12 protein-coding genes are annotated in these 13,221 nt (G+C 66.5%); 3 read left to right on the top strand and 9 right to left on the bottom strand.

The window, feature by feature from the left end; all coding sequences use genetic code 11:
- Window positions 1–101 precede the first annotated feature (101 nt).
- The 3 genes from QNO00_RS13415 to QNO00_RS13405 are packed head-to-tail and all read left to right on the top strand — an operon-like array spanning window position 102 to window position 2,660.
- Entirely contained in the window at window positions 102–713 is a 612-nt protein-coding gene (locus QNO00_RS13415; RefSeq protein WP_284024852.1) for a tripartite tricarboxylate transporter TctB family protein, read from the top strand.
- Between the two features lie 22 nt (window positions 714–735).
- A complete protein-coding gene (locus tag QNO00_RS13410; protein WP_284024851.1) occupies window positions 736–2,262 on the top strand; it encodes a tripartite tricarboxylate transporter permease in 1,527 nt (508 codons plus the stop codon).
- Entirely contained in the window at window positions 2,259–2,660 is a 402-nt protein-coding gene (locus QNO00_RS13405; protein WP_284024850.1) for a universal stress protein, read from the top strand. The genes QNO00_RS13410 and QNO00_RS13405 overlap by 4 nt, the downstream gene beginning before the upstream one ends.
- Here QNO00_RS13405 and QNO00_RS13400 read toward each other — a convergent pair.
- The 9 genes from QNO00_RS13400 to QNO00_RS13360 all read right to left on the bottom strand — a co-directional run bounded on the left by QNO00_RS13400 (window position 2,657) and on the right by QNO00_RS13360 (window position 13,050).
- On the bottom strand, window positions 2,657–3,349 hold the full coding sequence (locus QNO00_RS13400) for a FadR/GntR family transcriptional regulator (protein WP_284024849.1): 693 nt from the start codon (window positions 3,347–3,349) through the stop codon (window positions 2,657–2,659). The two genes, QNO00_RS13405 and QNO00_RS13400, sit on opposite strands and share 4 nt — an antisense overlap.
- A 21-nt stretch (window positions 3,350–3,370) precedes the next feature.
- Window positions 3,371–4,504 (bottom strand): L-talarate/galactarate dehydratase, encoded by a 1,134-nt coding sequence (locus tag QNO00_RS13395; protein ID WP_284024848.1) that lies wholly within the window; start codon window positions 4,502–4,504, stop codon window positions 3,371–3,373.
- Window positions 4,505–4,590: 86 nt separating this feature from the next.
- A complete protein-coding gene (locus QNO00_RS13390; RefSeq protein WP_284024842.1) occupies window positions 4,591–6,057 on the bottom strand; it encodes a DUF5129 domain-containing protein in 1,467 nt (488 codons plus the stop codon).
- 126 nt (window positions 6,058–6,183) lie between these two features.
- On the bottom strand, window positions 6,184–6,876 hold the full coding sequence (gene urtE, locus QNO00_RS13385) for an urea ABC transporter ATP-binding subunit UrtE (protein ID WP_284024841.1): 693 nt from the start codon (window positions 6,874–6,876) through the stop codon (window positions 6,184–6,186).
- A complete protein-coding gene (gene urtD / locus QNO00_RS13380) occupies window positions 6,876–7,694 on the bottom strand; it encodes an urea ABC transporter ATP-binding protein UrtD (RefSeq protein ID WP_284024840.1) in 819 nt (272 codons plus the stop codon). The genes urtE and urtD overlap by 1 nt, the downstream gene beginning before the upstream one ends.
- 2 nt (window positions 7,695–7,696) lie before the next feature.
- Window positions 7,697–8,887 (bottom strand): urea ABC transporter permease subunit UrtC, encoded by a 1,191-nt coding sequence (gene urtC, locus QNO00_RS13375; protein ID WP_284024839.1) that lies wholly within the window; start codon window positions 8,885–8,887, stop codon window positions 7,697–7,699.
- A complete protein-coding gene (urtB, locus tag QNO00_RS13370; protein WP_229964537.1) occupies window positions 8,884–9,768 on the bottom strand; it encodes an urea ABC transporter permease subunit UrtB in 885 nt (294 codons plus the stop codon). Before urtB ends, urtC begins: the two co-directional genes overlap by 4 nt.
- 84 nt (window positions 9,769–9,852) lie before the next feature.
- Window positions 9,853–11,079 (bottom strand): urea ABC transporter substrate-binding protein, encoded by a 1,227-nt coding sequence (urtA, locus tag QNO00_RS13365; RefSeq protein WP_284024838.1) that lies wholly within the window; start codon window positions 11,077–11,079, stop codon window positions 9,853–9,855.
- A 234-nt stretch (window positions 11,080–11,313) separates the two neighbouring features.
- Window positions 11,314–13,050 carry an L-lactate permease gene (locus tag QNO00_RS13360; RefSeq protein WP_284024855.1) on the bottom strand — a complete coding sequence of 579 codons (1,737 nt, stop codon included), beginning with the start codon at window positions 13,048–13,050 and terminating at the stop codon, window positions 11,314–11,316.
- Between the last annotated feature and the right edge of the window lie 171 nt (window positions 13,051–13,221).

Here is a 13,221-nt window from a genome sequence, read left to right as displayed (position 1 = left end):
GTACCCGGTTACCCCTTGGGCCGGGGGGGGCCCGGTTATGGGGGCCCCCCGACGGCGCCGTTTTTAGTTACTGACGCAGTTCCAGTTCCTACAGGAGCCCCATGAAGCAAGACCCAGAAACAGCCGAGCCGTCCACCGGACCCGCATCTGCCGAACCCGTCACGGACCGCCCCGTCGGGAACGGTCCTGTCGCGGAGAGCGCGAATTCGCTGCTCACCGACGACGCGCTCACGCCCGATGAGCTGGCGGCCAGATGGGAGGCGGACGCCCCGCCGTCGGCCGGCGGAACTGCCAATACCGTCGCGTCACTCGTGGCCCTGGCGATTGGAGTCGTGGGGGTGGTTATCTCCCTGGGACTGGGACTGGGCGCACCCGCCCAGCCCGAGCCGGGAATGTGGCCGTTCATCGTCAGCCTGGTCGTTGTGGTCCTGAGCGCCGCCCAAGTGGTGGCCGGGCGACGCGGCGGCGACGGCGAAAAATTCTCCCGATACTCGCTGTCGACCCTCTTCGGATTCTTGACGCTGCTCGGACTGGCTTTCCTGATGCCGGTCATCGGCTTCGAAATTCCCTCGCTGCTGCTGAGCCTGATCTGGATGAAGTTCCTGGGCGGAGAAACCTGGCGGTCAGCGATCACTTACTCGCTGCTTGTAGTAGCAGCGTTCTACGGCATCTTCGTCCTGGGCCTGGGAACATCCATTCCCCACCTGCTTTAACCGAAACGAGCCAGAGTTCACCATGGATTTCCTTCAGCCGGTCTTGAACGGTTTTACCGTTGTCCTTGACCCCACAAATCTGCTCTACTGCCTGCTCGGTGTAATCATCGGCATGCTGATCGGCGTGCTGCCCGGCCTCGGGCCAGCCGCCACGATCGCCATCCTGCTCCCGCTGACCTACGGCATTGAACCCGTCACGGCCATCATCATGCTCTCGGGCATCTTCTACGGTGCGCAGTACGGCGGCACAATCACCTCGGTCCTCCTGCGCCTTCCGGGGGAAGCGAGTTCCGTTGTCACCGTCTTTGACGGCTACATGATGGCCAAACAGGGACGCGCCGGAACCGCACTGGGCATTGCCGCCATCGGCTCCTTCATCGGCGGGACGGTCGCCATCATCGGCCTGACCTTCCTGGCGCCGCTGATCGCCGGCTTCGCCCTGGACTTCGGCCCGCCCGAATACACGGCCCTGGCCCTTCTGGGCATCCTCCTTGTCGCCACGATCAGCAACGGCAGTAAAGTCAAGGCCCTCATTGCCGCAGCCATCGGCCTGCTGCTGGCGACCGTTGGCCGGGATTCCTTCACCGGCGCCGAACGCTTCACCTTCGGCAACCTCAACCTGGCCGACGGCATCGACTTCGTTCCCGTGGCCATGGGCCTGTTCGGGCTCGGCGAAATCCTGCACAGCCTCGAGGAGCGCCACCGCGCCACCTCGGTGCCGGCCAAGGTGACGAACGTGTGGCCTTCCCGCAAGGACCTCAAGCAATCCTCCGGAGCCATCGGACGCGGCTCCGTCCTTGGATTCTTCCTGGGCATCCTGCCCGGCGGCGGCGCCACGATTGCCTCCATGGCGGCCTACGCAATGGAGAAGAAGCGCGCCAAGCATCCGGAACGCTTCGGCCGCGGAGCAGTTGAAGGCGTGGCCGGTCCGGAAACCGCCAACAACGCCGCGGCAACCAGTTCCTTCATTCCGCTGCTGACGCTCGGCATCCCGGCCAACGCCACGATGGCGCTGATGTACGGCGCGCTGCTGATCCAGGGCGTCACCCCCGGCCCGCAGCTGGTGGAAAACGATCCGGAACTCTTCTGGGGCGTCATCAACTCCATGTACATCGGCAACATCCTGCTCCTGCTGATGTCCATCCCGCTGGTGGGCATCTTCATCCGGATCCTGCGTGTCCGGGCCGCCATCCTGGCCCCGGTGACGGCACTGATCACCATCCTCGGCGCCTACACCATCAACAACTCCATGTTCGATGTCCTGCTGGTGATTTTCTTCGGCGCCGTGGGATACCTGATGAAGAAGTTCGGTTTCGAACCGGGACCCCTCGTGCTGGCATTCGTTCTCGGCTCGCTGCTGGAGTCCTCGCTGCGCCGTTCGCTCCTGGTCCTGGACGGTGACGTCATGGGCTTCTTCAGCCGGCCGATCTCCGCATCGCTGCTCCTCGTTTTCGTGTTTGTGGCAGTCCTTCCCGTTATCCAGTCGGCGCTTCGCCGCCGCAAGACCGCCGCCAACGCGCCGGTCCTCCAGAAAAAGGAATCAGCATGAGCATCCTCGTCGGATATGTCCCCAATGCGGTTGGTGAAGCAGCCGCCGCGGCAGCCATCAGCGAAGCAAAGCTCCGCGGAGAGGAACTGCTGATCGTGAACTCCAGCCGGCAGGGCGCCCTGGTGGAGAAAATGGTGGCGACGCCGGCCGACCTCAAGCGCCTGGCGGAAGCCAGCACGGCGGCCGGCGTTTCGGCCACCGTGCTGCAGCCCAGCCACACCGATGACCTGGCAGAGGAAATCCTTGAGCTGGCCCGCGCCCACGACGTGTCGCTGATCGTGATTGGACTGCGCCAGCGGTCCCAGGTGGGCAAGTTCATCATGGGTTCGGTGGCGCAGCGGATCCTGCTGCAGGCAGACCGCCCGGTGCTGGCAGTGAAGCCGGAACAGCGCGGTTAGTCCCGTTCGCCGGCGCTGGCCTCGAGCCGGCGCCGCGAACCGGCAAGGTGGATGCGCATGGCTGCAGCGGCGGCCAGGGCATCCCCGGCACTGACAGCATCAAGGACGGCCCGGTGTTCAACGGACACCGGGCCAATGTCCGTTTCCGGGGACGTGCCGGCCTCCAGCCGTTGCCGGGGCATGGCAATCATCGCGGGACCGAGGTTCTGCAGGGCGTCGGCAAGGTAGGCGTTCCCGGAGGCCTCGGCCACCGCATGATGGAAAGCGTAGTCAAATCCCAGGGTCGCGGCAGGGTTGCCCCCTGCGGCGTCGAAGTTTCCCAGGGCAGCCTCCAGGGCCGCGAGCTGGGCGGGAGTGCGCCGAACGGCAGCCAGGGCCGCGGCTTCGGATTCGATGGCAGTCCGGAACTCCAGCAGTTCCAGGCGCTGCTTCAGGGTCCGGGCGGGCCGGTGGGCTCCGGAGCTCTCCGGAGGCGGAGGCACCAGGACAAAACTGCCGCTGCCGCGGCGGGTGTGGATGAGCCCCTCGGCCTGCAGCCGGGCGACCGCTTCCCGGACCACGGTTCGCGACACGCCGTGCCGGGCTATCAGGGTGCTCTCACTGGGAAGGCGGTCGCCCGGGGCTATCCGTCCGTCAACGATGTCCGCCCGCAGCGCGCCGGCGAGATCGGAGGTCAGGTGGGGGCTCATCCACTTATCGTCGCATGCGGGTCAGGCAAGCCCGAACTGCACGCTGTCGGTGGTCCAGGCCCGGGCCTGCTCGCTCAGGCTGACGCCGAGCCCGGGGCGGTTGGGCACCAGCATCCGGCCGCCCTTGGTCTCCAGCCGTTCGTTGAACAGCGGGTCCAGCCAGTCAAAGTGCTCCACCCAGGCTTCGCGCGGATAGGCTGCGGCCAGGTGCAGGTGGATTTCCATGGCAAAGTGCGGAGCCAGGTCCAGTCCCTTCTGGTCGGCCAGGGTGGCCAGCCGCAGGAACTGGGTGATCCCGCCGACCCGGGGCGCATCGGGCTGGATGATGTCGCAGGCGCCCAGCGCGATCAGGCGTTCGTGTTCAGCCACCGACGCCAGCATTTCACCGGTGGCGATGGGGGTGTCCAGTGCGCGTGCCAGCTCGGCGTGCCCCTCGGCGTCGTACGCGTCCAGGGGCTCTTCGATCCAGGTGAGGTCGAAGACCTCCAGGCGGCGGCCCATCCGCAGCGCCGTGCTGCGGTCCCACTGCTGGTTTGCGTCGACCATGAGCGGAACGTCGGGGCCGATGTGCTCGCGCACCCCGGCCACCCGGCGCAGGTCCTCGGCGGAGTCCGGAAGTCCCACCTTGATCTTGATGCCGCCGATGCCCTCTTCGAGTGACTGGCTGGCGCGGTCCTTGATCTCCTCGAGCGAGGCGTTAAGGAACCCGCCGGAGGTGTTGTAGGTGCGCACCGAGTCGCGGTAGGAGCCGAGCAGCTTCGCCAGCGGCAGGCCGGCCCGCTTCGCCTTGAGGTCGTAGAGGGCGATGTCCAGGGCGGCGAGGGCCTGGGTGGCGACGCCGGAGCGGCCCACTGAGGCGCCGGCCCAGAGCAGCTTGGTGTAGATCTTGCCGATGTCATTGGGATCCTCGCCGAGCATGCCTTCGGCGACTTCCTTGGCATGGGCGTACTGGGCGGGGCCGCCCGCGCGCTTGGAGTAACTGAAGCCGAGGCCCTGGTGGCCCTGTTCCGTGGTGATCTCCGCAAACAGGAAGACCACTTCGGTCATCGGCTTCTGCCGGCCGGTGAAAACCTTGGCATCGGAGATGGGAGTGGAGAGCGGAAGCGTCGCCGTGGAGAGCTTCACATGGCGGATGGCATCAACGGTGTAGGGCATCGCGGTCCTTATCTGAGTGACGGAGTTCACTTATAGTACAAGTGGCCTAACTTGTACTACAAGTTGTGTGTCCCTCCGACCCGGACTCAGAACCGGCCGGAGCTGCCTGCTCCGGAGAAACTGCCGCCCGAGCTGCCGTATCCGGTGGAGCTGGAACCCGACTCGGAGGAACGGGCCGATTCCACGCTGCTGGTGCCGTGCTCGATGCCGGAGTTGAAGCTGCCCACCGAGTAGTAGAAGTAGGCGGGAAAAGCGGTGTCCACGATGCCGGGGCGGTAGCCGTCCCGGTGCAGGCGGCGCGGCTCGGCGGCCTTCTTCAGTTCCTCCTGCATGAGTTCCCGCTCGGCGCCGGACTTTGTTTGGGCGGCGATCACGGTTTTTGCATGGTGCTTGAGCAGCTCCGAGAGCTCGGTGCGGCTGGCCTTGATGCGGTCAAGCGCCTGCTCGGGGGTGATCCGGTCCTCCGTCAGCGCCGTGGAGGCCGCCGCGAGCTGCTCCCGGGCCTGCTGCCGGAACGCACGCAGCGCGTGGGCCGTGGCGGAGTCCTTCTCGGCCGCGCCCCTGCCTTCCAGCTGGTCGTCGAGCAGATCCAGGTCTTCGAAGAGCGGTCCGGTTTGGCGGTCCCAGGCCCGTTCCCAGCCCGGCGCCTTGTTCAGCAGCGCGTTGGTGTCAGCGATGACGTCGTCCAGGCCGTCCAGCTCCATGGCGGCGTCGGCATACTGTTCCAGCACGGTGGTGCTGGAGCGCTGCTTCAGGTCCTTGTCGGTGAGCGCGTGTGCCGCATTGTTGAGCTCGGTCGCAGTGTTGTAGCGGACCATGAAGGTTCGGTATTCCTCCAGGACGCGAGCACCGTAGGAAGAATCCGCCGGAATGGTGTTGGCGTTAACCTCCGTTGCGTCCAGATCGTGGGTCACGCTGGAGTAGCTGGCATCGGCGTCGGCCAGGAGCCTGCGGTTTTTGCGCTGCCGGTTCCAGCGCACCAGCACGTACGTGATGGACGAGACCAGGCCTGCAAGCACCGCAGCGCCGGCACCGAGAATAACGGCGGGGGAGAGGTACCAGGGCCGGTTGATCAGCTTTGCCGCCTCCTCGACGGCGGCGATGGTGCCCTCGGTCCAATTGGCCTCGGCGAAGAGGCTGTTCGTCTCCTCCCTGATGTCTTCCTGCTGGCTCAGGGGAATTTTCCGGTCCTCGCCGTAGTACGTTCCGGTCCAGCGGCCCGTCGGATCCAGCGCGAAGATGAACAGTCCGTCCGCCCACTTCTGCCCGTCCCCGCTGAGCCACTCCGGATGCTGCTCCCGGGCGAAACGGAGCACTTCGGCGTTGAGGACGGTGCCGTCCTCGTTGCCCGCCGGGCCGTTGTAGGTATAGACGGCCACCGTTGTCGGTTCCCGGAACTCGATGTCTTCCAGGGCGGGCAGGAGCGTGTTGGCGTCCAGCACACCGGCCGTGTCCTCCACAATCACCTCCTCCGGGGTCACGGCGGCCGCTGCCGCCGCACCTCCCGTCAGCGTGATGAGGCTCAGCAGTAAAGCGGTCAGTGCCCGGCGCATGGTTCTCCCCGTGTCGGTGGCGGATTTCTGGACGAGCCTAGCGCGGATCAGTGTCCGGAGCAGCAGGGTCCCGGTTTCCGGCGCGGGAGCGGTCCTGCGGAGGCGCGCCCAGGGAAGAGCCGGACCCTAGATGAGCATCGCGGCGCGGACCGTCTCGGCAGCCCCGGCGCCTCCGCCGCCGGTGGAACTCACCCGCCCGGCCGCCAGTACGTAGTAGGTGTCCGCCGCCTGCAGCGCGAACCCGATGTGCTGTTCCACCAGCAGCACATGCATGCCCGAACGCGACGCCAGATTCATGATGGTGTGCTCAATTTCCGCCACCACGTTGGGCTGGATGCCCTCGGTGGGCTCGTCCAGGATGAGCAGCGCCGGTTCGGTGATCAGCGCGCGGGCAATGGCCAGCTGCTGCCGCTGCCCGCCGGACAGCAGCCCGGCCCGGCGGCCCAGCAGCGGTTTCAGCGCCGGAAACATGTCCAGCGACTCGTCCACGAGCGCCTTGCCGCGCTTGCGCCCATCGGCCACCAGCCGCAGGTTTTCCATTGTCGTGAGCGGGCCGAAGGACTGCTGGCCCTGCGGAACATACGCCAGCCCGCGCGCCACGCGCTGGTGCGGCCGCAGCCCGGAAATATCTTCACCGTTGAACCGGATGGTCCCGGCGGTGGGTCTGATGATGCCGACGACGGCGCGCAGCAGCGTGGATTTCCCGGCGCCGTTGTGTCCCAGGACGGAGGAGACGGCGTCGTCGGGCACGGTCACCGAGACGCCGTGCAGCACCTCGGTGCGCCCGTATCCGGCCTTGAGCTCCTGAATTTCCAGCATCAGTGTCCTTTCGCGGGCGTGGTGCCCAAATAGACTTCCTGCACGCGCGGATCGGCCTGGACGTCGGCCACGCTGCCCTCGCTGAGGACCTTTCCGGCGGCCAGGACGGTCACCGAGGTGGCATATTCGCGGACAAAATCCATGTCGTGTTCAATGACCAGGGTGATCCGGTTGGCGCCGATGCGCCGCAGCAGCTCGCCGGTCTGGGCGCGCTCGTCCTGGCTCATGCCGGCAATGGGCTCGTCCAGCAGCAGCAGCTCGGAATTCTGCACCAGCAGCATGCCGATCTCGAGCCACTGCTTCTGCCCGTGGGCCAGGGTGCCGGCCTGCGCGGAGGCCAGATGCTCCAGCCCGATAATCTCCAGCGCCTCCTCCACTGCCGGTTCGGTGCCGCGGCGCCGGCGCAGCAGCTCAAGCGGCTTTCGGCGGGAGCCTGCCGCGATGTCCAGGTTCTGCAGCACCGAGAGGTTCTCGAAGACGCTGGCGGTCTGGAAGGTGCGGCCGACGCCGAGCTTGGCGATCTGATGCACCTTCCGGCCCAGGATTTCGGTGCCGGTGTGGTTGACCGACCCGGTGGCCGGAACCAGGCCGGTGATGGCGTCGATCATGGTGGTCTTTCCGGCGCCGTTGGGCCCGATCAGGAACCGCAGGTCGCCCTGGGTGACGTCCAGATTGACGCCGTCGACGGCCGTGAACCCGTCGAAGGCCACGCGGAGGTCGCGGATTTCCAGGTACTGCGGACGGCCGGTGCGCTGTCCGCCGGCCACCGGCTCGCCCTGCGGCAGCAGTGCGGTGGAGCGTGCGGCTGAGTCGTTCATGGTCAGGACTCCTTCGAAGCGGAGGGCAGGGAAGCGTCGTCGGCATCATCTTTGCGCCGCCGCGTCCGGCCGATCAGCCCGGGCAGCGAGGCCAGGCCTCCGGGCAGAAAGCCGATGACCAGCACGAACAGCAGGCCCTGGAAGTACACCCAGAACGACGGGAAGGTCGAGGCCAGCGAGGTCTGCGCAATGGCCACGCCCAGCGCACCGAGCACCGGACCCAGGACCGTGGCCCGGCCGCCGATCGCCACGCCGATCAGGAAGGCAATCGAGGGGGTCACCCCGACGTCGGCCGGGGAAATGATGCCCACCAGCGGCACGAACAGCGCGCCGGCGACGCCGGCCATCACGGCGGCCAGAACGTAGACCACGGTTTTGACTGTTGCCGGATCGTAGCCGAGGAACCGCACCCGCTCCTCCTGGTCACGCACCGCGACCAGCAGCTCGCCGAAGCGGCTGTGCATCAGCTGCCGGGCTGCGGCCACCACGACCAGGAGCACGACGGCGGCGAGCAGGTACAGCATCCGCTTGTTGGCCGGATCGGCCAGGTCCAGGCCGAAGAAGGACCGGAAACCGCTGAGCCCGTTGGATCCGCCGGTGGTGGCCTGCTGCCCAATCAGCAGCACCGCAAACGCGGCAGCCAGCGCCTGGCTGAGGATCGCGAAGTACGCGCCCTTGACCCGGCGTTTGAAGATCGCCAGGCCCAGCACCAGGGCCACCAGTCCGGGCACCAGCACGACGGCGGCAAGCGTCACCACCGGGCTGCGGAACGGTTCCCACCAGCCCGGCACGGTGCCGGAGCCGTAGAGCATCATGAAATCCGGAACCCCGGTGCCGCCGAAGAGCGCGGCGTCGGCAAGCTTCATGTGCATGGCCATGATGTAGGCGCCGAGGCCGAAGAACACGCCCTGGCCCAGGGTGAGCATGCCGCCCCGGCCCCAGGCCAGGCCGATGCCCACGGCCACGATCGCGAAACAGATGAACTTGCCGAGCAGGGTCAGGCTGAAGACCGGCAGCAGCGCGGGAGCGGCCACCAGGAGCAGCGCGGCGCCGGCGGCAAATCCGGTGAGGACACCGGACCGGGACCGGCCGAAGGCCGCCAGCTGCCCGGACAGCCGCGGTGTGCCTGCGGCTCCGTTGCCCGCTGCGCCGGCGCGGGCGGTGTGTGCTCTGCGTGCTGTTGCGGTGCTCATGCCAGGCTCCTGGTCTTGAGGGTGAAGATGCCCTGCGGGCGGACCTGCAGGAAAATCACGATGGCCGCCAGGATCAGCACCTTGCCGATGCTGGCGGTGGTGGAGAACTCGAACACCGACTGCAGCACGCCCAGCGCAAACGCCGCGATGGCCGCCCCCTTGATCTGGCCGATTCCGCCGGCCACGACCACCAGGAAGGCGTCAACGATGTAGTTCGGTCCGAGATAGGGGCTGGTGGAACCGATCAGGGTCACCGCCACCCCCGCGACTCCGGCCAGGCCGGAGCCAATAAAGAAGGTGAGCTGATCGGTGCGGCGCGAGGAAATGCCGCTGGCTTCGGCCAGATCCCGGTTGACGACGACGGCGCGGATCCGCCGGCCCAGTGGCGTGGCCTTCAGCAGCAGGGCCAGCGCCGCGAGGCAGGCCAGGGCCAGGGCGAGGATGAACAGCCGGGTCAGCGGAATCGGCGCACCCAGCAGTTCCACGTTGCCCTGCAGCCAGGACGGCACCCGGACGTCCACGCTCGGTGCGCCGAAGACGTCGCGGGCCACCTGCTGCAGGATCAGCGAAACCCCGAAAGTCACCAGCAGGGTGTCCAGTGGCCGGTGGTACATCCGCTTCAGCAGCAGGCCCTCCAATGCCAGCCCCATGACCCCGCCCACGAGGAAGGCTGCCGGCAGGGACACCAGCAGTGACACCCCGGCGCTGCCCAGGCTCTGCTGCACCACAAAGGCGGTGTAGGCGCCGGCCATGATGAACTCACCGTGCGCCATGTTGATGACGCCCATCTGGCCGAAGGTCAACGACAGGCCCAGTGCTGCAAGCAGCAGCACCGAGCCGAGGCTGAGCCCGGCAAACATCTGTCCGATCAGCAGTTCCATAAAGGTGGACCTTTCACAGGGGAAGCGGAAGCTAAGACGGCGCCGCGGGGACGCCGGGAGGGACGCCGGGAGGGAGCGGTACGGCTAGGACAGGCCAGAGGCCCAGTCGTAGCTCAACAGGAACGGATCCGGTTCCACGGCTTCGGGAGCTTCCCAGACGGTTTCGATCAGCCCATCCGGGGTGATCTTGCCGATGCGCGGGGTCTTGGTGATGTGGTTGTTCTCGCCGTTGACGGTGACGGTGCCTTCGGGTGCTTCGAAACTCACGCCGTCGGCCGCGTCCTGCACCTTGTCCACGTCGAAGGATCCGGCCTTTTCCACCATGGCCTTCCACAGGTAGAGCGAGGTGTAGGCGGCTTCCATCGGGTCGCTGGTGACGCGGTCGGCGCCGTACTTGTCCTTGAAGGCGGTGACGAAGGCGGTGTTGGCCGGGCTTTCCAGGGTCTGGTAATAGTCCCAGGCGGTGAGCTGGCCTTCGATGTTTTCCAGTCCGATGCCGGGGACCTCCTCCTCGGCAATGGAAACGGAGACCACGGGCATGGCGTCCGCCGTCAGGCCCACGCTCTTGTACTGGCGGAAGAAGGCCACATTGGAGTCGCCGTTCAGGGTGTTGAACACGGCGTCGGCTCCGGAGTCGCGGACCTTGTTGACGATGGTCGAGAACTCGGTGGAGCCCAGGGGCGTGTATTCCTCGCCGACAATTTCCATGCCGTGCGCCTCGGCATAGGCATTGATGATCTTGTTGGCGGTCCGCGGAAACACATAGTCGCTGCCAACCAGGAAGATCGTTTTGGTGCCCTGCTCCGCCAGATAATCAAGGGCCGGGATGATCTGCTGGTTTGTCGTGGCGCCGGTGTAGAAAATGTTCTCCGAAGATTCCAGGCCCTCATACTGCACCGGATAGAAAAGCAGTGAATTGTTGGACTCGAACACCGGCAGCATGGCCTTGCGGGAGGAGGAGGTCCAGCCGCCAAACACCGCGGCGGTGCAGTCCTGCTGGATCAGCTTGCCCGCCCGCTCCGCGAACTTGGTGGGCTCGGAGGCGCCGTCTTCGCTGATGACCTCCAACTGCTTGCCCAGCACGCCGCCGTCAGCGTTGATTTCCTCGGCCGCCAGGGACAGCGAATCGAACACTGTGCTCTCGGAAATGGCCATGGTGCCGGAAAGGGAATTCAGAAACCCGACCTTGACGCTGTCGCCGGAGGTGTCCACGCAGGACGCGGGGCCGCCGGTTGCCTCCCCGGCCTCGGCAGGGTCGCTGATCTGCGAGCCGCAGCCGGCCAGCGTGGCCGCCAGCACTGCCGCTGCCACAGGGATGAAAGCGCCTTTTTTGCCGTGTACTTTCATAACGCACCTATTTCTGAGGGGCCGCACTGTTTCAGCAGCGCAGACAATTGAGCGGGCCCTTTCCGGGCCGTTTCCCTCAACTTAGGTCACTCGTGTTTCATGTTTTGGCGACTAACGTTTCCCTGATATTTCTTTTGTTTCCGGTGCTTTTCCGGGGCGTGTCAACTGCGCACACCCACCGCCGGGTTCCGTTGCGTACTACGGAAGCATCCAGCCCAGCACCGGCGTGGACTGCAGGAAGACGATCACGCACAGCACCAGCAACAGTCCAACGCTCCATCCCAGCACCTTGCGGAACAGGACGGATTCCTGCCCGCTCATGTTCACCGCCGCCGCGCCGATCGCCAGGTTCTGCGGGCTGATCAGCTTGCCCATCACCCCGCCGCCGGTGTTGGCGGCGACCATCAGCTTCGGGTCGAGTCCTGCCTGCGCGCCGGCCGTTTCCTGCAGTTTGGCAAACAGGGCATTGGCCGAGGTGTCCGAACCGGTGACGGCGGTGCCGATCCAGCCCAGCACGGGGGAGAGGAACGCGAAGAAGGCGCCGGTGCCGGCGAGCCAGGTGCCGATGGAGACCGTCTGGCCCGAAAAGTTCATCACGTAGGCCAGCGCCAGGACCGCCAGGATGGTCAGCGCGGCCGAACGCATCCGGACCGCGGTGAGGCCGATTTCCCGAACTGCCGCGCCCATCGTCAGGGGATACCTGCCGTTGTCGTTGAACCTGGAATAGACCAGTGCCACGATGAGGCCGCTGATCAGCAGCAGCGTGCCGGGACTGATCAGCCATTCGAAGTCGTAGATCGTAGAGGACTGCTGCTGCCCGTTGGCGTCCAGCAGGGACTCGTGAAGGACCGGCCAGGGAATCTCGATGGTGGTTTTCGCCAGGGCCCCGGGAATGTCGACGCCCCACGTCCAGAGGTTCACGATGCCGAAAATGACAATCACCAGGACATAGGGAAACAGGGCCATCCAGGCCCGGCCGGGGGTGAGCCGGTCCGCGGCGGTGTCGCTCGCGGCCGTGCCGATGTCCGAAGAGCCCGCCCCCGACGGAGTCCAGCCCGAGGCCCGGGCCTCGGCGAGTTCCTTGCTCATCCGGGCGTCGGCTTCCTGCCCGTTTCGGGGATGCCAGATCCGCAGGAAACCCACGGCGGCGGCCATTGCGACCAGCGACGCCAAAATGTCGGTCAGTTCGTAGGAGAAGTAGTTCGAGCACAGGAACTGGGCCACGGCGAACACGAGGCCGGTGAACAGTGCCACCGGCCAGCAGTCCCGCACCCCGCGTTTGCCGTCCAAAATGATCAGCAGCACCATCGGGATGAAGACGGCCAGCAGCGGAGTCTGGCGTCCCACGACTGCAGCGATTTCGTCCCCGGTGTAGCTGGTGAGGTTGGCCGCCGTCGTAATCGGGATGGCGAGCGCGCCGAAGGCGACCGGCGCGGTGTTGGCCACCAGGACAGCGCTGGCGGCCCGGACCGGAGCGATGCCCAGGGCCAGCAGCATGGTGACGGTGATCGCCACGGGAGCGCCGAAGCCGGCCAGCGCCTCCAGCAGCCCGCCGAAGCAGAAAGCCACCAGGATGGCCTGGACGCGCAGGTCCCCGCCGCCGACGGCGTCGAACACGCGGCGCAGATCCTCGAACCGGCCGCTGAGCACCGTGATCTGGTAGAGCCAGACGGCCATGATGATGATCCAGACGACCGGAAACAGGCCAAAGGCAGCGCCCTGCGTGGCGGACAGCAGGGCCAGTCCCACCGGCATGCCGAACCCGAGGACCCCGATGACCAGGGCGGCGAGCAGTGCCCACGCCCCGGCAACATAGGCTTTGGTCTTGGCGAAGGCCAGCAGGAGGAAAAACACGAGCAGGGGGACGAGGGCCAGCAGCGCTGACAACGTCACGCTGTTGGCTACCGCATCGGTGGTGGGTGTGAAGCTTTCCATGGTGACCTCCGGGTCGCGCCGCACGGCGGCGCCAACGGAAAAACACGGCGTGGTGTGGGTACAGTCCAACTGCGGCAGCGAGAGCGGACAGGGCAGGCCGGTCCACCATTCAGCGTAGGCCGGTACGCCGGAGTCGGCGCCGACTGCCGGTGAAATACCTGCCATCGGCGG

Origin of the sequence: Arthrobacter sp. zg-Y1219 (genome assembly GCF_030125545.1) — a bacterium.
In the GTDB taxonomy this organism is placed as follows: domain Bacteria; phylum Actinomycetota; class Actinomycetes; order Actinomycetales; family Micrococcaceae; genus Arthrobacter_B.
This window is presented reverse-complemented; position numbering and strand designations above follow the sequence as displayed.